General features: G+C 70.9%; 18 protein-coding genes and 2 pseudogenes. 7 read left to right on the top strand and 13 right to left on the bottom strand.

All coding sequences use genetic code 11. The annotated features are described in order from the left end of the window. The first annotated feature begins 176 nt into the window (after positions 1-176). Positions 177-824, top strand: coding sequence for a DUF5959 family protein (locus IF83_RS35615; RefSeq protein ID WP_394297303.1), 648 nt, complete (start codon positions 177-179; stop codon positions 822-824). A gap of 30 nt (positions 825-854) precedes the next feature. Here the strand turns inward: IF83_RS35615 and IF83_RS0107600 are convergent, their stop codons facing one another. Both IF83_RS0107600 and IF83_RS0107595 read right to left on the bottom strand, forming a co-directional pair. Then, the gene (locus IF83_RS0107600; RefSeq protein ID WP_030543285.1) at positions 855-1,205 is read right to left on the bottom strand and encodes a hypothetical protein; all 351 of its coding nucleotides are present in this window, start codon (positions 1,203-1,205) and stop codon (positions 855-857) included. After that, positions 1,202-1,714, bottom strand: a complete 513-nt coding sequence (locus IF83_RS0107595) for a DUF6232 family protein (RefSeq protein WP_030543284.1) — start codon at positions 1,712-1,714, stop codon at positions 1,202-1,204. Before IF83_RS0107595 ends, IF83_RS0107600 begins: the two co-directional genes overlap by 4 nt. Before the next feature lie 388 nt (positions 1,715-2,102). On the opposite strand from IF83_RS0107595, the gene IF83_RS0107590 reads away from it, so the two are divergent. Then, a complete protein-coding gene (locus IF83_RS0107590) occupies positions 2,103-2,582 on the top strand; it encodes a diadenosine tetraphosphate hydrolase (protein WP_030543283.1) in 480 nt (159 codons plus the stop codon). Between the two features lie 272 nt (positions 2,583-2,854). Here the strand turns inward: IF83_RS0107590 and IF83_RS0107585 are convergent, their stop codons facing one another. Then, complete coding sequence (locus IF83_RS0107585) at positions 2,855-3,400, bottom strand: maleylpyruvate isomerase N-terminal domain-containing protein (RefSeq protein WP_051722534.1); 546 nt, start codon at positions 3,398-3,400, stop codon at positions 2,855-2,857. Between IF83_RS0107585 and IF83_RS0107580 the strand changes: the two are divergent. Next, positions 3,390-4,082, top strand: a pseudogene (locus IF83_RS0107580) (helix-turn-helix domain-containing protein); the annotation flags it as partial. The gene IF83_RS0107585 and the pseudogene IF83_RS0107580 sit on opposite strands and share 11 nt — an antisense overlap. 84 nt (positions 4,083-4,166) lie before the next feature. Beyond that, on the top strand, positions 4,167-4,859 hold the full coding sequence (locus IF83_RS0107575; protein ID WP_051722549.1) for a restriction endonuclease: 693 nt from the start codon (positions 4,167-4,169) through the stop codon (positions 4,857-4,859). Positions 4,860-5,558: 699 nt separating this feature from the next. On the opposite strand, the gene IF83_RS0107570 is transcribed toward IF83_RS0107575, so the two are convergent. The 6 genes from IF83_RS0107570 to IF83_RS31085 all read right to left on the bottom strand — a co-directional run bounded on the left by IF83_RS0107570 (position 5,559) and on the right by IF83_RS31085 (position 10,507). Then, complete coding sequence (locus IF83_RS0107570) at positions 5,559-6,467, bottom strand: Vgb family protein (protein WP_030543280.1); 909 nt, start codon at positions 6,465-6,467, stop codon at positions 5,559-5,561. Then, positions 6,464-7,120: a CatB-related O-acetyltransferase gene (locus IF83_RS0107565; protein WP_030543279.1), complete on the bottom strand. Its 657-nt coding sequence runs from the start codon at positions 7,118-7,120 to the stop codon at positions 6,464-6,466. The genes IF83_RS0107570 and IF83_RS0107565 overlap by 4 nt, the downstream gene beginning before the upstream one ends. Positions 7,121-7,219: 99 nt before the next feature. After that, positions 7,220-8,155, bottom strand: a complete 936-nt coding sequence (locus tag IF83_RS32990; RefSeq protein WP_107046717.1) for an IS3 family transposase — start codon at positions 8,153-8,155, stop codon at positions 7,220-7,222. Beyond that, positions 8,152-8,460: an IS3 family transposase gene (locus IF83_RS0107555; protein WP_037679105.1), complete on the bottom strand. Its 309-nt coding sequence runs from the start codon at positions 8,458-8,460 to the stop codon at positions 8,152-8,154. The genes IF83_RS32990 and IF83_RS0107555 overlap by 4 nt, the downstream gene beginning before the upstream one ends. Positions 8,461-8,795: 335 nt before the next feature. Beyond that, entirely contained in the window at positions 8,796-9,368 is a 573-nt protein-coding gene (locus IF83_RS0107550) for a GNAT family N-acetyltransferase (RefSeq protein WP_037679014.1), read from the bottom strand. 296 nt (positions 9,369-9,664) lie between these two features. Continuing rightward, positions 9,665-10,507, bottom strand: coding sequence for a hypothetical protein (locus IF83_RS31085; RefSeq protein WP_244176922.1), 843 nt, complete (start codon positions 10,505-10,507; stop codon positions 9,665-9,667). 550 nt (positions 10,508-11,057) lie between these two features. On the opposite strand from IF83_RS31085, the pseudogene IF83_RS32985 reads away from it, so the two are divergent. The 3 genes and pseudogenes from IF83_RS32985 to IF83_RS0107530 all read left to right on the top strand — a co-directional run. Beyond that, positions 11,058-11,285: pseudogene (locus tag IF83_RS32985) on the top strand (M23 family metallopeptidase); the annotation flags it as partial. Continuing rightward, complete coding sequence (locus IF83_RS31075) at positions 11,285-11,887, top strand: hypothetical protein (RefSeq protein ID WP_051722533.1); 603 nt, start codon at positions 11,285-11,287, stop codon at positions 11,885-11,887. The pseudogene IF83_RS32985 and the gene IF83_RS31075, both read left to right, overlap by 1 nt. Before the next feature lie 230 nt (positions 11,888-12,117). Beyond that, on the top strand, positions 12,118-12,327 hold the full coding sequence (locus tag IF83_RS0107530; protein ID WP_051722532.1) for an ATP-binding cassette domain-containing protein: 210 nt from the start codon (positions 12,118-12,120) through the stop codon (positions 12,325-12,327). A 196-nt stretch (positions 12,328-12,523) separates the two neighbouring features. Here IF83_RS0107530 and IF83_RS0107525 read toward each other — a convergent pair whose 3' ends face one another. The 4 genes from IF83_RS0107525 to IF83_RS34240 form a co-directional block, all read right to left on the bottom strand. Further along, positions 12,524-14,029, bottom strand: coding sequence for a P-loop NTPase family protein (locus tag IF83_RS0107525; RefSeq protein ID WP_030543271.1), 1,506 nt, complete (start codon positions 14,027-14,029; stop codon positions 12,524-12,526). Positions 14,030-14,125: 96 nt separating this feature from the next. Further along, the gene (locus IF83_RS0107520; protein WP_030543270.1) at positions 14,126-15,538 is read right to left on the bottom strand and encodes a DUF6177 family protein; all 1,413 of its coding nucleotides are present in this window, start codon (positions 15,536-15,538) and stop codon (positions 14,126-14,128) included. Between the two features lie 178 nt (positions 15,539-15,716). Continuing rightward, positions 15,717-16,580, bottom strand: a complete 864-nt coding sequence (locus IF83_RS0107510; RefSeq protein ID WP_030543269.1) for an immunity 49 family protein — start codon at positions 16,578-16,580, stop codon at positions 15,717-15,719. After that, positions 16,577-18,520 (bottom strand): hypothetical protein, encoded by a 1,944-nt coding sequence (locus tag IF83_RS34240; RefSeq protein ID WP_051722531.1) that lies wholly within the window; start codon positions 18,518-18,520, stop codon positions 16,577-16,579. The genes IF83_RS0107510 and IF83_RS34240 overlap by 4 nt, the downstream gene beginning before the upstream one ends. Between the last annotated feature and the right edge of the window lie 87 nt (positions 18,521-18,607).

The following is an 18,607-nucleotide window of genomic DNA, read 5'->3' as shown; positions in this document are numbered from 1 at the left end:
TGGGCTGCCTGCTCCCCGCGCATACGGGGGCGTTCCCACCCTCCCCTCCCACGCAGACCGCCCAGCGCCGCCAGGGAGCTGTGTCCCCATATCCCGCCTGGTTCAAGGCGCGCTGGGGACCGAGGGCGGGGAGGATGGTGAGCAGTCCGATCCTCCGACTTGCTCAAGGAGTGGCTGTGGCCGACGAAGCGCGAGCGCTTGAGCTGGTCCGGTTTGCCGACCGGACGCAGAGCGTCACCGTCGAGGTGGCGTGTGATGCGCCCGTTGTCATGGGTGATGAGCGGTTCTACGCCGCCGAGATCGTGCTGGTGAGCGGCTTCGTCAACGGCCGGGTGGGCCTGGTGGTCTCGCCGGAGGATCTGAACGAGTGGGAACGGTGTCTCGACATCCTGGCGGAGGACGAAGCAGTGGAGTGGCCCAGCGGAGAACGCAGCGCGTGGCTGGAGGTGGTGCCCGGTGATCCGGTGGAGGTGACCGTGCAGGAGTCGCCGTCGACGCAGATCGCGGTGCGGGTGCCCCTCGACGTCGCCACCGAGTGGCTGGAGGAGAACCGCTTGCGGCTCAGTCAGGTCCGGGCAGCGGTCAGGCAGAGGGGCTCGGAGCAGCCAACGATTCGTGTGGCGGGCAAGGACGTCAGGGTGACGCCGGAGTTCTCGCGCAGAGAACGTACGGGAGTACTTCCACCCCTCGGCGGAGGCGATCGCCGAGGTCACGAGTCTGCTCGCACCGGGGGACAGCAGACGGTGAGGCTCTACAGCCGGGGACGCGGTGGGAACTCGGCCGCTGTCTCAAGGCCTGGGTCCGCTGCTTTGCCCACGGCGTAGGCCATGACCGTATCCACCAGGGCAGGCCCGTCAGCCCAGCAGCGCGAGCAGCCGCCCCAGCGCCTCCACGACGGGCCTGCCCACCTCGCCCACGGTCGCCGCGATCTGCGAGACGGACGCCAGGATCATGCCGCGCTCACGCAGGGCGGCCCGGTCGGGGGTGAGCGCGGGCAGCGCGTTCTCCACGGTCTGGGCCTGGTCCGGGGTGAGCACCGGGCGCAGGTCGCTGAGGAGGCGGGTGAGGTCCGTCACGGCGGCTTGGAGCTCGGTGTCCTGAGCGGTGCCGTCGTTGTAGACGACGGGGCCGTGGGTGATGCCGATGACCTTTTCGCCGCCGTTCACGTTGACGACGTCTCCGTAGTAGTTCGATGTGTCGCTCATAGTTTGATCCCCGTGTTTCCCCTGCCGCCGGTCATGTTGACGACGGAACCGAAGTTGTTCGTGGTGTTGTGCTGCTCGAGGACGGTGGAGAACTCGTATTCCGGGTGGTCGATCGCGTACACGATCTGCCCGGCGATCGCCCGCAGTTCATCCATGGTCGGCAGGGTCAAGAGCACCCTGGAACCGCTGTTCATCTCGAAGACCAGCACCGGCTTCCTCGACCAGAGCAGGACGGCGCCGACAACGACCAGCGCGAACAGGGTCAGGACGCCCGGGGCAGGGTCGCCGCCCCCGCCGCCCCCGTCCGTGGAGTCGAGCCGGGCGGAGACCAAGAAGGCGAGGACCACCAACAGCAGGAAGTAGACGCCGGCTTTGCCCCAGGCGGGCTTCAGCCTGAACACTTCGACCCAGCTGACATTACGCAACGGAACCGCCGCCGACCCCACCCACAGGATCTGCCGCTGAACCCGGAGTTCCAGCGGCTTTCCCCTGCGGGGCGGCAGCGGCATCGGCGGTATCTGAGGAGGCGGCTGCGGCGGCTGAGACGAGGGCCGGGGCGGAAGCTGTGGCGGAGGCCCCGGAGGTGGTACGCCAATGCCGCCTGTGTGATCCATGGTCCCCCCGTGCTGTCGTCACAACCACCCGCGCAGCGCGTGGCGCGGGAGCATCATTAAGCCTGTGTGGGGTCGTGGGACGGCAGACGAGATACGGCCAATTTGCCTTGCTCCTGCACGGGTGAGGTGGGGGTTCGTTGTCAAGGGATCCGGCACGGCGGGCTGCGCCCGTACTGATCCCGGGCAGCGGCGACGCGCCCGCCGTGGCGGCGAGTACGGTGCGACCGGTCGCGTGGGGTGAGCGAGGATCGGTCCTTGATCGCCGGAATGTAGGTTCTCGGCCATGACCGGTGACTGGCGGACGGATCGGATCGGTGCGGCGCTGAGGGGCGAGAACCCGACCGTGATGCGACGGTTGACGGCGGGGTTCGCGGTGATCGGGGATGTTCAGTTCCTGCCGGGCTACTCGGTTCTTCTCGTGGATGAACCGGACGTACAGCGGCTGTCCGATCTGCCGAGGGCGAAGCGGATGTCGTTCCTGTCCGACATGGAACAGCTCGGTGAAGCGGTCGAGCGTGCCTGCCAGCGGATGGATCCGGCTTTCCGCCGGGTCAACCTGGAGATCCTGGGAAACAAGGACCCGTTCTTGCACGCGCATGTCTGGCCGCGCTTCGAGTGGGAGCCGGCCGATGTGGTGAGTGCCCCGGTGTGGCGCTATCCACGTGAACGGTGGAGCGACGGGCGCTACAGGCTTGGTCCGCGGCATGACGTGCTGCGGGATGCGATCGGCAGCGAACTGGACCGGCTGCGATCGGTGACGTGACTGTCGCGGGCCCGCCGACCGTCAGATCGGCGGGCTCGGTGATCGGTGATCGGTAGGGGTCAGCCGATGCTCACCTGGGGCATCTGAAAGCTCGAGCTCTACGCCGTGGTGATCTACTTCCGCGCATGCGGGGATGGTCCGGTGTTGTTCCCGATGACGGTGCGCATTGCCACCCGCTCCCCGCTCACGCACGGCCGTCACCTCGGCGGCAAGTGCGCGGAGAAGCGCTGCCCGTACGGCCGTGAGCGCGTCCCGACGAGCTGTACCCGCCGTCAGGGTCCGGGTGGGCGGCGCACGGTTCCGTCCCACTGCCAGTCCGTTCGCCGGGGCAGGCCGGGAAGCGGGGCGCGGCCCGTGCACCACAGCAGAGTGTCGGACGGGCGGTGCCCGGACGGGGCGCCGGGGAAGAGCCGGGCGAGGACGGCGGCGCTCAGGCCGTCGGGCGGGGACCAGGGCAGGCCGAGGCCGCGGGTGATGTCGTAGGTGTGGAGGGTCAGTTCGGTGATGCCCATGGCCGCGAAACCGGCGGCGTCGGAGTGGCCCCAGGGGTGCCAGGCGCGTGCTTCGGCTGGCGTGTCGCGGACGGTCGTGGTCAGGAAGGACACGGCGATGCGCAGGCCCTCCAGACAGGCGGGGACGGTGGCCTCGGGGTCGAGTGAGGCGAAGAGGGTGATGTAGCGGTCGTCGGAGCGGGCGATGAGCAGGCCGGCGTAGCCGGTCAGGCCGAGGGCGAGGTGGTCGAGGGTCTGGCGGCAGGTCCAGTCGAGGCCGTGGGCGGGGCGCGCCCAGTCCTGGGCGGCTCCGCTCGGCGCCCGCATGGTCTCCTTGTGCACCGGCGCCTTCGCACTCGCCGAGGCGGGGCTGCTCGACGGGCGACGCGCCACCGCCCACTGGATGCACACCGCTCAACTGGCCGAGCGCTATCCGAAGGTGCGCGTCGACGATTCGGTGCTGTACGTGGACGACGGCGACGTGCTCACCAGCGCCGGGCTGACCGCCGGACTCGACCTCTGCCTCCATCTGGTACGCCGTGACCTGGGCGCGCACGTCGCCAACCAGCTGGCCCGCCGGATGGTGGTACCCGCCCACCGTCCGGGCGGCCAGGCGCAGTTCATCGACCTGTCCGTGCCCGCGACCGACGAGCGGAGCCTGGCACCCGTACTGGACTGGGCCCGTGAACACCTGGACCGGCCCCTGACGGTCGACGACCTGGCACGGCGCGCGGCGATGAGCCCGCGGACCCTCCACCGGCGGCTCCAGGCGGCCACTGGGACGACCCCGCTCCGGTGGCTCCTCAACCAGCGCCTGGCGCGGGCCCAGAACCTGCTGGAGTCGACGGACCTGCCGGTCGAGAAGGTGGCGGAGCTGAGCGGCCTCGGCACGGCGAACAACCTGCGCCACCACTTCCTCAAGCAGATCGGGGTGCCGCCGGGCCACTACCGGCGGGCCTTCCCCCGGACCACGCCCGAGCCGTCCCGCCCGCCGGGAAACCGGCCGTAGGACGGGGACGGGGGCGGGGTGGGACCACAACTGGGATTCGCCGGCCCCCGACCGGGCCGTTCGCCGGCGCCCCCGAGCGGTGGGCTGCGGAAGCCGCGAGGCGCCGGGGAGTACGCCGCGGCCGCACTGGTCGCCCTGGCCGGGGCAGCCGTCCTCACCGACGTGGCGATCGCCGTACGGGACACGGTGGTTGACCACTGGCCCGTCCTCGCCGCCCTCACCGCAGGCGCCTGCGCCTACGGGGCCTGGCGCCTCTCACGCTCCCTGCGGGCACGGCGGGAGCGGGCGGCGCGGCTCGCGACCCTGCGGCTCACGCTCACGCAGATCGACGCCCTGGACGACCAGCAATTCGAGCACGCCCTGCGAGACCTGCTCATCCGGGACGGCTGGCAGGCGCGGCAGGTCGGCCGGCAGGGCGACCAGGCCGCCGACGTCATCGGCCAGGACCGGCAGCGCGGCCGGATCGTCCTGCAGGCCAAGCACACCAGAGTCGGCGGCAAGGTGGGAGTGCAGGTGATGTACCAGGTCAAGGGGACGGCCGGCCCCGTCCACCGCGTGGACCACGCCGTCGTCGTGACCAACGGTTCCCTCACCCGCGACGCCAAGGCCTGGGGCGACCGGCACCACATCCACTGGATCGACCGCGACCGGCTGCGCCGCTGGGCCGAACACGGCCTCCCGTTGCATGAGTTCCTGCGCCTGCCCGGTCGAACCACGAGGCGCGGCAGGACCGACGAGTCGGCGCGGCGGCCTGGGCGTGCGCGGCTGGTCCACTGACCGCGCCGCCACGAAGGTCGAGCCGTCTACGAGGACGGGGTTACCCACCCGGTGCTGGGGCTCTGCCGACGGATCGAGACCGTCCCGGTCGTCAGCAAAACGGTCCCACCGCGCCAACGGAGGACGTGAACCCCCACGACTCGTGGACGGCGGGGGCGGAAAGCCAGGGGCCAGGGACGGCATCAGACCGGGGCTGGCACCGGGCGAACGAGTGCAAAAATGCCGCGGGGGTGAAGAGCCAATGAAGAAGCAGGCACACGATATACCGGTTTCGCGGCTTTCGCGGAGATCGGCGAAAGTAAGTAAACCAGCGTCCCCCGCCAGCAAACCCGCAGGTCGCGAACTCTGCTCCCCGCGCACGCGGGGATGCTCCCGAGTCGCTGTACGCGCAACTGCACGACCGTGGCTGCTCCCCGCGCACGCGCGATCTCGGAGCTGACGAGCCTGCTCGCGCCTGGCGACGCGCGCCGCTGAGCCCTGCTGGTGTCTGCCCCAGATGCACCAGAAACCCGCCACGGGATGATCTCGGAGGGTTGAGTATCCCTCGCATCCGTTCGGCCCGGTGTCGTTGGTGGTGACTTTGGGTTTCGTCTTGGGGTGGAGTGGTTGTGACCTTGATCGAGAGGACTGATGGGGTGTGTGGCATTGCTCATGAGTGACGACTCGTGAACGAAGTCAGGGAGTGAGTGGGCAGCTTGGTCAGGTATTGCTGTCCGCTGGGGCGATGCGGGCGAGTGCGCCGATCTCCAGTGCGGTCCACAGGGCTCCGTCGGGGCCGGGGGTGATGCCGTGTGGTTCGGAGTGAGGGGTGGGCAGGTCGTGGACGGTGAGGGACCCGTCCGGGGTGAGGGTGCCGACGCGGTTGCCACCCCATTCGGTGAACCATGCGGTGCCGTCGCCGTCGACGGTGATGGCGTGCGGTCGGGCGGTGCGGTCGGGCAACGGGAACTCGGTGATCTGCCCGTCGGGGGTGATCCGTCCGATCTGCCCGGCGGCGATTTCGACGAACCACAGCGCTCCGTCGCGGCCTGCGGCGATCCCGACTGGCGCTGCCGCCTCTGTCGGCAGGGGATGGAGGGTGACCGCACCGTCCATGTCGATCCGCCCGATGGCATTGGCCTGGTTGAGGGTGAACCACATACCGCCGTCGTCACTGGCGGTGATCGCTGAGGGAAACGCGCCGGTGACGGGCAGCGGGAACTCGGTGATGTGGCCGGTGGCGGTGATGCGGCCGATGCGGTCGGCGGCGGTCTCGGTGAACCACAGCGCACCGTCGGGTCCCGCTGCGATGCCGAACGGCCCGCAGCCGGGGGTGGGAATGCCGAATTCGTCGATGACACCGTCGGTGGTGATCCGCCCGATCCGGTCCGCCCGGTACTGGGTGAACCACAGGGCGCCGTCCGGGCCGGGGGTGATGACGGTCGGCCCGCTGTCGGGGTCGAGCCGGTGGCTCGTCGGCTCCTCGCCGGGGACGAGCCGGCCGATCCGGCCGCTGTGGACGAGGGTGAACCACAGCGCGCCGTCCGGTCCCGTGGTGAGGGCGTAGGGTCCGGCTGTCCTGTCGGCCACCGCGTGCTCTTCGATGGATACCTGGGGCGAATGACTCAAAGGGGCTTCCCCGATCCGTGCTCGGTGGCGATGCGTTCGATGTCGGCCGGGGTTCCGGCCATGATGGTGCGGGCGTGTTCGGTGACGAGGTCGGCGGGCCAGTCCCACCACGCGGCGCGCTGCAGCCGCTCGATGCCGGCGTCGTCGAACCGTTGCCGGATCGGCCTGGCCGGGTTGCCGCCGACGATCGTGTAGGGCGGCACGTCGGCGGTGACCATGGCGCCGGCCGCGATGATGGCGCCGTCGCCGATCCGTACGCCGGGCATGACGGTTGCCCGGTAGCCGAACCAGACGTCGTTGCCGACGACCGTGTCGCCGCGGCTGGGCATGGCGGTGACGATGTCCAGGGTCTGCTCGGCCCATCGGCCGCCGAACATGGTGAACGGGTATGTGGACACCCCCATCGACGGATGCTCGGCACCGGCCATCAGGAATGTGGTCCCCGAGGCGATCGCGCAGTACTTGCCAATGATGAGACGCTCCGGCCCGTAGGCGTAGAGGACGTTGCGGTGCTCGAAGTCCGTGGCACCGTCCGGGTCGTCGTAGTAGGTGTACTCGCCCACGGCGATATTCGGTGAGGTGACCAGCGGGTTGAGGAACACCACGCGTTCGTGGGCGGGCAGCGGGTGAACGGTGGTCGGGTCAGGTGACAACGTTGGGGTCCTTTGCAAGGGTTGCGCGATATGTCGCACGTGGTCGGGGGCCGGGCGTTGCCGGGGCATGGCTCGGATGCGGCCTGACGCGGCGGGACTTCAGGTTCTCAGGCGCAGACGGAGTGAGCTTGTTCCGCTTTGACGGACACCATCCGTGTGGTGGTCAGGCCGCGAGGATGGCCTCGTATTCGGTGGGGTGGGGTAGCCAAGACCGCTGTGCAGCCGCTGCAAGTTGTACCAGCTCTCGATCCACTCGAATATCGCGGTGCGAGCGGCGGCCCTGCTGCGCCAGGGTCGGGTGTCGATCAGCTCGTTCTTCAGGGTGGCGAAGAACGACTCGGCCAGCGCGTTGTCCCAGCACTGCCCGGTGCGGCCGACGGAGAGCCTGACGCCGAACTCCGTCGCCAGAAGCGTGAATTCACGGCTGGTGTACTGGCAGCCGCGATCCGAATGGAAGATCACCGGACCGGTAGGGCGGCGGGTGCGGCAGGCGGCGCGCAGGGCGTCGGCGACCAGTTCAGTGCGCAGGTAGTCGGCGGTGGCCCAGCCGACGACGCGGCGGGAGGCGATGTCGATGGCGGTGGCCAGGTAGAGCCGGCCCTCCTCGGTGGCGATGTAGGTGATGTCGCCGCACCAGCGGGTGTCGGTCGCGGTCGGGTCGGGCTGGAAGTCGCGGAGGACCAGGTCGGGGCGGGTGGCCGCATGCGGGTCGGGGATGGTGGTGCGGTGCCGGCGTCTTCGGTGCCGGCCGGCCAGTCCGGCCAGGCGCATGAGCCGGGCCACCCTGCGGCGTCCGCACTCGAGGCCCTCGCGCTGGAGCACGGCGTGGATGCGCGGGGCCCCGTAGGTTCCACGGGACTGCTCGTGCACGGCCTTGATCTGCTCGGTCAACTCGGCGTCCCGCACCGCGCTGGGACCGGGGGTGCCGCCGCGGCGGGCATAGAAGGCGGCTCTGGAGACCTTGAGCAGCTCACACGCTCGCTTGGCGTTGTGACCGCCCCGCTTCTCCGCCTCGATGAACGGGTGCACCGTCACCGGGTCTCCTTCGCGAAGAAAGCCGTGGCCCGCTTGAGGATCTCCACGTCCTCCCGCAGTCTGCGGTTCTCCCGCCGCAGCGCGGCCAGTTCCTCGCGTTCACCGCTGGTCAGCCCGTCCCGCTCGCCTGCGTCGACCTCGGCCTGCTTCACCCAGTCCCGCACCGCGGTCTCGGTCAGGTCGAAGTCCTTGGCGACCTGACCGACTGAGCGGTCACCCCGTCGGCACAGTTCGACGATCTCGGCCTTGAACTCCGGCGTGAACGAGCGGCGAGGGCGAGGCTTCTTCTTCCCCATGCTCTCCATGATGGACATCATCCTTCCGGGGCCGAAGCCCCTGATCTCTGATGTCCGTCAAAGCGAATCAAGCCCACATCCGGCTTGGTTCGCCGGTTTCGACAGCAGTTGTCCAGTGCTTCGAGAGGCGCCCGGGCCGCGGCGTGTTCGATGTGCACGAGAAGCGACAGCACCCGCGCAGCCGATGAGAATGTTGCCGCTCCAGGCGGACCCTAAGAGCTACTGGATGCTCCAGCGGTGCGCATGGTCGGGATCGGTGGGGCAAGCGAAGACGTTGAGCTCGCCGGAGCGGCCAGCGGTGACCTCGGTGGGGGTTGCGGACCGAAAGGCGGCAGGTCTCGGTCCTAGCGGCCGGCCGTCGGCGTGGCCGTCGGGTGCCACTCGCGGCGGAGGAGGCCGAAGACCCAGGAGTCGGAGACGTCGCCGTTGACGACGCAGTCCTCGCGGAGGGTGCCTTCGCGGACGAAGCCGAGCTTCTCCAGGACCCGGGCGGACGCCACGTTGCGGGTGTCGGTCTCGGCCTGGACGCGGTTCAGGTCGAGGGTGTCGAACGCCCACCGCAGGACGGCGTGCGCGGTCTCCGTGGCGTAGCCGTGGCCCCACGCGGCGGCGTTGAAGGCGTAGCCCAGGGACGCGCTGCGGAAGTCCGGGTTCCAGCCGGTCAGGCCGCACCAGCCAATGAACGCGCCGTCGGACACACGGTCGACGGCCACCCGCGCTCCCGTGCCTTCCTCCTCGATCGTCCGGCAGGTCGCGAGGAAGCGCTGGGCGCGGGCCGGTTCGGTCCACGGCGGGGAGTCCCAGTAACGCAGCACGTGGGCGCTGCTGTGCAGCGCGTAGAGCGGCGCCGCGTCGGCGTCGGTGAACGGCCGCAGTCGCAGGCGGGCGGTGTGCAGCTCGGGGGTGGGTAATGTCATGCGGAGCATCCTGCCGCGTCACGCTCGCCCCCAACCATCCGTTTATCCGGGACGGGGGACGGTCGGGGGCGCGTACGTCCCCGGTGACGCCGGACCCGCCGCATGGGCGGTGAGTCCGCAGTACCGTGCCGGCATGGCGAGCAAACGGCGGCCGTACTGGCGCACCCTCGGGACGCCGACCAGCTTCGTCCTGTACCGGCCCCCGGACGAATGCAGGTACGCCGTCCACTTCACCGGGCCGGACGGCAGCGCTCGCTGGTCCTCCGCTCTCGTCCGAGCCGGACATTGCACCTTTCTCAGGAAGCCGCAGTCGCGTGGGAGAGGCGGGCGGCGGGGCTCGGGAGCGCGGCGGGGCGGGGCGCGGGCGGCAGCGGCGCGCCCCAGGTGGCGTGGAGGGAGGCGAGTACGGCCTCGGCCAGCCGCTGACCGGCGTCCGCCGTACGGGACTTGAGGCGTTCGGGCTCGCGCATGCCGAAGGCGCGGATGTGCGGGTCGAACGGCACGTGCACCACGGCGGACACCGTCGGTTGGAGCATCCTGGACGCGGCCCGTACCGCCGCCGGGGCCCGGCCCTCCCCCGTGCCGACGAAGGCGACGACCGCGCGCTGGAGTGGCAGCCCCGCGGCGGAGAAGGCCATCACCGCGGTCTGCAGCGCCCGGACGCCGGGCCCGGTGGCCGCGGCGCACAGCACCGGCACCGCGCAGGACAGCCCGCACCAGCCCGCGGTCAGTCCGGGGCGGCCCGCGCGGCGGGAGGCGAGGGTGTCGTGCCCGGCGGGGTGGACGGTGTCGGCGACGACGGCATGCCATCCCCCGGCGGCGGCGAGCTGGTACCAGGCGGCCGGTTCCGCCGGCAGGGACAACAACGGACCGCTCCACTCCTGGTGATCGGTCAGGACGTGCCAGCCCCGGCCCGGCGGAGCGGCGCAGCGGGAGGCGGCGGCGAGCAACTGCCGCCGTGTGAAGGGCTGCTCGGGCGGTACGGCGGCCAGGCCCGCGCCCGCCTCGACGACCCAGGCCGGCCAGGGGGAGGTGAGCCGCGGCGCGGTGTCCAGGACGACGGTGGAGCCCCGGGCGGCCAGGGCGCCGGCGAGCAGCGCGGCGGTGGTCGACCGGCCGCTGCCGCCGACAGCGCCCATCACCGGTACGACGATCCGGGCTTGGTCGGGCAGTGGGGCGGGAGGGTGGGTTCTTCTCGGCACGGTGTCCCCCGAAAGTGCGGGTGCGGAGCGGCTTCGCCTTCGCCGCGGGAGCCGGCGGCGCGCGACAGTCTAGTGTCGCTGCGTAGCTGTACGCATGCGTTGGGTGACGCGAGAGCCGGTGGGCTGTCGAACGGCCGTAAACGGGACGGACGCGACCGGTGACCACTGACCAACGGATCACGTCAGCGCGGAAGCACCGCGCGGAGGGGGCGGATTGGACGTCAAGCGCGGGGCGGTGCTCTGCCCGGCCTCGGCCGCCGTGCCCCTGACCCTCGCCCTCGGCCTGCTGTTCCTGCTCGCCGCCTTCAGTGACGAGGAGGAGCCCGCCCTCGTCGCGGCCGGAGCTCTGAAGATCGGGCCGGGCGGCGTACCGGCCCAGTACGCGGGGCTGACCCAGGAAAGCCGCCGCGCGCTCCCTCGAAGGGCTGCCGGCCGCGGTGCCGACGGCGCAGTTGCTGCAGGAATCCGGTTTCCGGACGAACCCGGGCAGGTCGTCATCCGCCCCCCGGACGGCATGTACAGCCAGTACACCCACCTGTCACAGCTGAACGTGCGCCCGGGACAGAGCGTCGACGGCGGCCGGCGGATCGCCCGCTCGGGTTCCACGGGCAACTCCTCTGGCCCGCACCTGCACTTCGAGATCCGCACCACCCCGGAGTACGGCTCCGATATCGACCCGATCCCCTACCTGCGCCACCACGGACTGGAGGTCTGATGCCGGACACCCTTCACACCGAGCGGAACGAGGCAGCCCCGCCGGAACCGGACGGCCCCGCGTTCCACCCCTGGGGCACCGTCACCCCGCACTTCTGGGACACCGGCACCCGGCCCGCACCGCCGGCGCCGGCCCCTGGCGGAGCCCCCGCGTCCGCCGAAACAGCGGCCGGGCCCGCGTCCACCGCCGTCCCGGAATCCGTACGGGACCAACTGGCCGCCATCACGGCCGCCGCGGAACGCGGAGACCTTACCTCGGCCCAGGAGCGAGCCGAGAGGCTGGACGACGAGATCACCCGCGCCCACGGGCAGACCCACCCGCACACCATCCACATCCGCGAGGTCCGCGCCCACCTGGCCCACCTCGCCGACGACCCGGGCACCGCCACCCGCTGGTACCTCCACGTCACCGGCCTGTACCTGACCACAGCGGGCGCCACCGACCCACAGACCCGCCTCTCCGCCAGGCGCACCTACGCCCTGTGGCGCTCCATCAAGGACCCGGCGGTGCAAGAGGAAACCCGCGAGCCGGTCACCGCGATGCTGGCCGACGTCCTGGGCCCGGGCAGCACCCCACCGCCCCGGGCTCAGGGTCCGGCATGACCAGCGATGAGCAGGCGGACTCTCGGTCAATTTCAACTACTTGGCGCACAAGGGTGAAAGCCAAACTGATGGGTGACACACCGCCAGTCATGGAACGACCTTGGGGCCCCCCGGTCTGACCCGCCGGGGCCCTCCGGCCTTCGGGGGACACGATCGGTACCAGTACGTCCAACACGTCACACATCCTCTCCGCGAGCGGTGTCGAGTTCTCCTACGGCTCCACACCAGCCGTGCGCGACGCGCATCTCGCGCTCGCCCGCGGTGAGGTCGCGGCGATCACCGGGGCCAGTGGTTCCGGGAAGTCGTCGTTGCTCTACTGCCTGGCGGGAGTCCTGCCTCCGTCCCGAGGCCGGATCAGCTTTGAGGGGCAGTCGTTCGCCGAGCTGGACGACGAGGATGCGGCTCCCCGCGCAGCGGGGATGGTCCCGTGCGCAGGGTGAGGGTGTCCTGTTCGACCATCTGTTCCCCGCGCACGCGGAGATGGTCCTCTGCGGGCCCGGGCGGTGGACTGGGCCCGCTGCTCCCCGGGGCTCCACCCCAACCCTCCAGCACTGTGCAGTGCGAACCTCCGCCGACGGCCCTTGCGGTCTCCGGGAGGCATCCTGGCTTGCCTCGTCCGGAGATGTGCGGCTCCGGTCAGCTGCCGTAGAGGGTGGGCAGGTCGACCAGGAGGAGGTCGTCACGGTGGTCGGCCAAGTCGACCAGGTCGGGGTGGAAGCCGTGCAGTGAGTACAGGGCCAGCGTGGTGGCAGTGGTGTCGTACCCCTGGTCCGTGAGCAGGGTGCGGATGCGTTCCAGGCGCTCCAGGTCACCGGTTCCCCGGCGGGCAGCGGTCGCCTTGGCCTCGCCCAGCAGCGCGATGCGTGCGCGGGGAGCCTGCGGGCGCTCGCCGGCGGCCAGGGCGATGACGTCGACTTCGTGCTTCGTCCGGGCGGCTTGGTCGGCGACCTCGGTGGTGCCGACCGGGCCGGGGAGTCCGCCGGGCAGCAGGGTGTGGGCGTAGCGGCGGGTGAAGTCGCGGGCCAGGTCCTCGAAGTGCGGTCCGAGGATCTTGGAGTTGAAGGTCGGGGCGGCCTGCTGCCAGACCTGCTCGGCGAAGCCCTGCTCCACGGCGGCGGCCTGCGGGAGGGTGATGAGTTGGTTGAAGCGGATGACGGGGTCGGCGAGGGTGATGACGGGGTGCCTGGCGCGGAGCATGTCCGTCTCCCGCCGGATGTATCCGGTGGATTCCAGCACTCCGAGGGGGTGGGCGACGGCGTTGCGCGGGCGCTCCAGGGCTGCGCCGATCTTGCTGGGGGTGGTGGCGCCCTGCGCGATCGCGGTGAGGACGTCGTAGTACAGCGTGTGCTGCGTGATCCTCGGGTCCTCTCGCAGGAGGTATTCGGTCTCGGTGCGCGAGTACACCGCCCGTCCCGGGTCGAGCAGTGTCCGGGTGAGCCAGGTGGCGAAGCCGTCGTCCGGGTGCGGTCGGGCGGCCACCGGCCGGTAGCCGGGGGCCCCGCCGAGGAGCGCGTGCACCTTCAGGGCGGTCAGTGGCTCGGCGATGTGCCAGAAGTCCCGGGCGGCCCGGTAGTCGAAGGCGCCCAGCCGCAGATCGACCACGGCGCGTCCCCGCAGCGGTTTGGTCCCGGAGAGCAGTTCGTGCATGACGCTCATGGCGGAACCGCACAGGATCAGCCGCGGCCCCGGTCCGGCACCGGGCCGGGCGCCCCGCTGGCGCTCGTCGTAGAGCTGCTGGAGCAGTCCCGGGATCTCGGGTGAGTGCTGGAGCAGATACGGCAATTCGTCGATCACCAGGAGCGGGTGCGGTGAACGCGTGGTCACGTCAAGCGCGTTGGACAGGACGTCGCGCCAGTCGGTCAGACGCAGGCTTCCCGGTCTCAGGCCGGCGTGGGTGGCGACCGCGTCACTGAACCGCTGGATGGCGGGCAGCCGTCCTTCCTCACGAATCGCCGTGATGTACAAACCGCCGACCTGCTCGGAAAGGGCCTGCAGAAGGTACGACTTCCCGTGCCGTCGCCGTCCGGACACGATTCCGAGCCGCATCGCCGGGTCCGGATCGGTGAGGAACTCCGCGAGCAGATCCCACTCCCGGTCTCGGTCGACCACGTCGTCCGGCTTGACCGGCAGGCTCTTGTTCACCAGCCCTCCTTACACCCCACTGCGACGGTATTCGGCTAAGTCTACTTCGACAAATTCAGTTGCACTCGAGTTGGCGTGACGGGGTTCAGAGACGTGTCAGGCCGGTTTGAGGCGCTGGGTGAGGTGCTGGAGAGCGCTCCAGGTGTGGGGGTCGGTGCCGTCGCCGAGGTGGTAGTGAAGGCCGGGGCGGGCTGTGGGGCCGAGTTGGGTGGGGGTGAGGTCGAGGGGTTCGTGGAGAGGGTGGGCGTCCCCGATGCGCGCGGTCTCGTCGGGGCCGAGGGTGAAGGAGACAGGGATGGGCGGGGGTTCGAAGTGCGGGGGGACGGACAGGTCGCGGCGGGCGGTGCGCAGTGAGGTGACCAGGGTGGTCAGGCCGTGCTCGGTGACCAGTGCCGCGGCCAGCGGTTCGAGGGCGTCCAGCGGTGGAGTCTCGTCCTTGCCGTAGCCGAGGGTGAGGGTGACCTCCTCCTCGACTCCGCCAGGCGTGCGGGTGACGCGCAGGGTGGCCAGGGCCGGGCGGTCGGGGCGGCCGATGACGATCAGCCAGGTGGGGCGGGGTGCCCGGCCGCGGGCGAAGTCGGTCAGGCGGCGGGTGGACCAGGGGAGGTTGACGGGTTCGGCGGTGCTCCAGCCGGCCGGGGCGCTGCCGGTGAGGTGCTGCCAGGCGGTTTCCAGGGCGGTGCCCAGAACGAGGTTTGCGTCGGCGGGGCGGCGGGTGTGCAGGGAGAGGATGAGCTGGCGTTCACCGGTGTCGGCGGGGTGTGTGAAGGCCTCGGCGAGGGAGGTGTTGCCGTCGGCGTCGGTGAGGGGGGTGAAGATGCCGCCGTGCCAGTGGAGCCGGGCGCCGGAGAGGCCGTCGTAGTAGCCGTTGTCCCGGTCCTGGACGACCCAGCGGTTGGGGTGGCCGCGCAGAGCGGTGCGGGTGGGCAGCGTGAGGCGTGTGGTGGGCTGGGTGACGATCTGCAGGGCGCGGTCACCGGCCGTCACGCTGCGGAGGGCATCGGAGAGCCAGCTCGTCATGGCGACCACGGGACGGTCCTGGATGACCACGGCGGCCCGCGTGGTGAGGACGTCGACCGCCGGAACGGAGGTGGGCGGTACGGGGATCGCGGTGATGTCGGAGCTGAGCGGTACGACCTCGGTGCAGGCGGCCTCCGGCGGCCACACCGCGCCGTCGAGGACGTGGGCGAGGCGGCCGGCGAAGGAGCCCGCCAGCCGGCCGCCCTCGGCGACGGCGGTGGAGGCGCGGGCTTCCGTCCACCACACCGGACCGGCCGGGAGGCCGCTGCCCGCTCCGGCTCCCAGGAGGCGGTCCGTCTCGCCGGGGACCTGAATGAGGAGCGGCGCTTCGACGGAGACCAGGGGGCGGCCGTCGGCGGCGCAGAGCTGGACGACGGCTCCGTCGGCCAGGGTGTTCACCCCCAGGTCGGGGCCGCCGGCGTGGAGGCCTGCCAGCAGGGTGCGCAGGTCCGGCATCTTCGGGGTGAGGGCGATGACGTCCTTGGTCACGGGCGCGCGGTGTCCTCGGCTTCGGCAGCGGTGGCGGCAGCAGCTGGGGCGGTCCGGACGGGCCGACAGGAGGCCACAGTCGGCATGACCGTCGTCGGCCAAGCCTCCCGCCCGGCGGCCGCAGTGCCCGCGATGGCTTCGCCCCGGGGTGCCGTGGGCGTGTTGGGCTGGTGTGTCGTCACGTGGGGAATTCGCCCAGCCAGCTGTGCTGCAGCAGGTGCTTGGGCAGATACTCCGAGTCCACCTCGATGGGCAGCTCCCCGTCATAGGCCAGGGACGCGATGGCGAGAGGGCCCAGGGCGATGCTGCCATCGATGTCCGTGACCCGCTCCTCGGTCAGCGTCCAATACGCCTGATGCAGCTTCAACGCCTCCACCAGGGCGGGACTGAAGCCCGCCTCGTCCCGGCGCACGAAGTGGTAGAAGAGGTTGATCGGCGGATAGAGAAGGCCCTGCAGCAGATCCTTCGGCGCGACCCGCGCCACGGAGCGATCGGAGGCCTCGAACGTGGCGGTGAGCTTCTCCACCAGCCCCGGCCGCCGCAGCCAGTACGTCTGCAGCGTGTCCACCCAGTGGTAGACGTACTCGTCGTACTGACCCTCCGGCGACCGCAGACGCTCCAGCGGGACCTCGCACAACTGCGTCATCCGCTGCCGCTCCCGGCAGATCACCGCCAGCCAGAACGCCGTCAGCCAATTCCCCGCATCCGCCGTCGACATCGGACCGGTGGCCGGAAGGCTGCGCACCTTCCGGTTGATACGGCACTCGACGGTCCCCTCGCTCACCCCCGTCACGGCGAACAGCGCCGAGCCGAGCTGCATCGCGTTGACCGCGGCCTCCCACGTCTCCACCGCCGCCGCCCGCGGATCAACGACGCAACGGGCGCGCAGCGTCATGATCGCCGTGCCGAACAGCGAGTCGATCACCGCCGTCGACTCCTCAAGACGGTCGATGCCCCTGAGCAAGTGCTCGGTCGCCCGCTCCGCGAACCGCTCAGCCTCTGGTCCTGCCGGCAGTTCATGCCGGGCGATGTGTACGGTCACGGAAGGGTCCCCTTGCTGATGTCGAACCGTCGATACTGGTAGCCAGTGTATGTCCCTGCGTTTTTCTCACCCTTGACGACGGCGTATTCCAACTTGCCCTGCTCAAGCGCCATTTCCATGGCCTCCACAAGCTCGAATTCACCGCGCCTCTTCATGGCCTCCATGATGTCGAGGAAATACTCCCTGCTGCCCTGCGATACTTGCCGACCGCCTGGCAGCGTGCGTCTGCCGAGCTCGGTGCCGGGACTGCTCTTGGCCTCGATGACGACGATGCGGCCGTCCTCGTGCTTCCAGACCTGGTCGAACTGGTCGTTGCCGTTCTTCGGACCGAGGAGCGGCTGTTCGGTGAAGTCCGGGTAGCGCTCGGCGACGTAGTGGTGCCGGGCCGCGGACTCGCCGAATTCCTCGGCCGCGCTGCCCATCGCGGTGTGGGACTCCTTGAATGCTCCCTTGGCTTCGCCCCATTGCGCGGCCGAGTCGAGGGTTCCCTGCGCGTCGTGGGCCCTGCCGGTCTCGGCCTTCCAGTCCGCCACGATGTTGTCGAACTGGATGGCGAAGAGGCGGTTCTGTGCGGCCTCGTCCAGAATTCTGAGCCGTGCCTTGCTCGTGACGGTGTCCGCCCCCACGCTGATGTAGTCGTCATCGAGGAAATGCGGCTTCGGCGGTGCCGGAACGTCCTTGGCGCGGATCCACGGGGCGTCGTCCGACAGTCGGGTGAGCTGAGGCGGGGTGAAGCCGCTCTCGTCGTAGACCTCCAGACGTTTACGCGTGCCGTCTTTCCTGTAGTAGTGCTCGCGGTACCCCGGCTCGTTGTTGGCGCGGTAGACCTGGATCTCCTCGATCTGCTCCAGCGTGAGCGATCCGCGGGGCCCGTACGGGTTGGCTCCGTCGCGCATGTAGGGAGGCCGCTGGCCCACCGGGGACCGGCCGGGCACGCCGCTGTCCGGCCCGGACCCCGTCCCGCCGGCCGTTCCGCCACCGGGCGTTCCGTCTCCGGTGCTGTCGTGGCCGGCCGTGTGTCCGCCGGCCGCGTCGTGGCCGGCCCGGCCGAGATCGTCCGCGCCGCCTCCCCCATGACCGCCGGAGCCGGGGGCACCACCACCGTTGCCGCCTTGTCCGTTGCCGACCTGCCCGCTGCCACCCGTGCCCGTACGTGACGCGGAGGCCTCCGGACCGGCGGCATGCGCGGCCCCGGCCCCGCCGGGGGTGTGACCCGTGCCGCCGCCGGGGACGTCTCCGGCGCCGCCGGCGGCGCCGGTGCCGGTGCCGGGCGGAGGCTCGTGGCCGGCCCGCGGGGGGAGGTTCTGCCCCGTGTGGGCGGTGGCGTCCGGGATGCGTGAGGTCGCGCCGACAGCGGCGAGTTCCCGGTCCCGGGCCGGTGTCCGCTCCGGTGTGGCCCGCTGCGCGCCGGCGGCCAGTTCCTGGCGCGGCGGCTGGGTATGGACGTTGCCGTGCTTGTCGACGGGGATGAACCGGCCGTCCTCGACGATGAGTTTGGAGCCGTTGGGGAGCTCCATCACGCTGCTCACGCGTTGCGCGTCCGCCGTGGCCTCGACGCCGGCGCGGACTCCCGTCGTCACCTCGGAGAGCTTCGGCATTGCGCCGGCCGCTTTGCCGCCCAGCGTCAGGACTGCCGAGACCGGGTCGAGGTACACGCCGACCTTGCCGGCGGCGCCGGCGACCTTGGCGGCGGCACCGGCGTCGGCCGCGCCCTTGGCGGCCAGTGATCCGGCGCCGATCGTCAGGCCGTTGAAGACGACGGTTGACGCGGCGCGGGCGGGATTCTCGCCCCACATGTCCCAGGCGACCAGGCCCTTGGCGAAGTCCTTGGCGGCCTGCTTCTGCCGGACCTCGGTCTCGCTCTCCTCGTCCGGGCCGATCGCCCAGTCCATGAGCGCGTCGAACGGCGCGATGGTGTACTGGCCGATGCCGCTGAGCACGTCCCCCAGGTGGCCCCAGGCGTCCCCGGCCGCGTCCGCGCCCTCGGTGCCGAACAGGGTGCCCAGGCTCTTGAGGCCGCCCCAGAT

The sequence above is a fragment of the Streptomyces albus subsp. albus genome, assembly GCF_000719865.1.
GTDB lineage: Bacteria > Actinomycetota > Actinomycetes > Streptomycetales > Streptomycetaceae > Streptomyces > Streptomyces albus_E.
Note: the sequence above shows the minus strand (reverse complement) of the source record. Positions and strands in the feature narration are given on the sequence as shown.

Bases quoted from the DNA above. Each gene is read 5' to 3' on its own strand.
- IF83_RS0107585 (WP_051722534.1), bottom strand. From the start codon at position 3,400: ATGCGGGCGCCGAGCGGAGCCGCCCAGGACTGGGCGCGCCCCGCCCAC.
- IF83_RS0107595 (WP_030543284.1), bottom strand. From the start codon at position 1,714: ATGCCGCTGCCGCCCCGCAGGGGAAAGCCGCTGGAACTCCGGGTTCAG.
- IF83_RS0107600 (WP_030543285.1), bottom strand. From the start codon at position 1,205: ATGAGCGACACATCGAACTACTACGGAGACGTCGTCAACGTGAACGGC.
- IF83_RS0107550 (WP_037679014.1), bottom strand. From the start codon at position 9,368: ATGACATTACCCACCCCCGAGCTGCACACCGCCCGCCTGCGACTGCGG.
- IF83_RS0107590 (WP_030543283.1), top strand. From the start codon at position 2,103: ATGACCGGTGACTGGCGGACGGATCGGATCGGTGCGGCGCTGAGGGGC.
- IF83_RS31075 (WP_051722533.1), top strand. From the start codon at position 11,285: ATGCCGGACACCCTTCACACCGAGCGGAACGAGGCAGCCCCGCCGGAA.
- IF83_RS0107555 (WP_037679105.1), bottom strand. From the start codon at position 8,460: ATGGAGAGCATGGGGAAGAAGAAGCCTCGCCCTCGCCGCTCGTTCACG.
- IF83_RS31085 (WP_244176922.1), bottom strand. From the start codon at position 10,507: ATGGGCGCTGTCGGCGGCAGCGGCCGGTCGACCACCGCCGCGCTGCTC.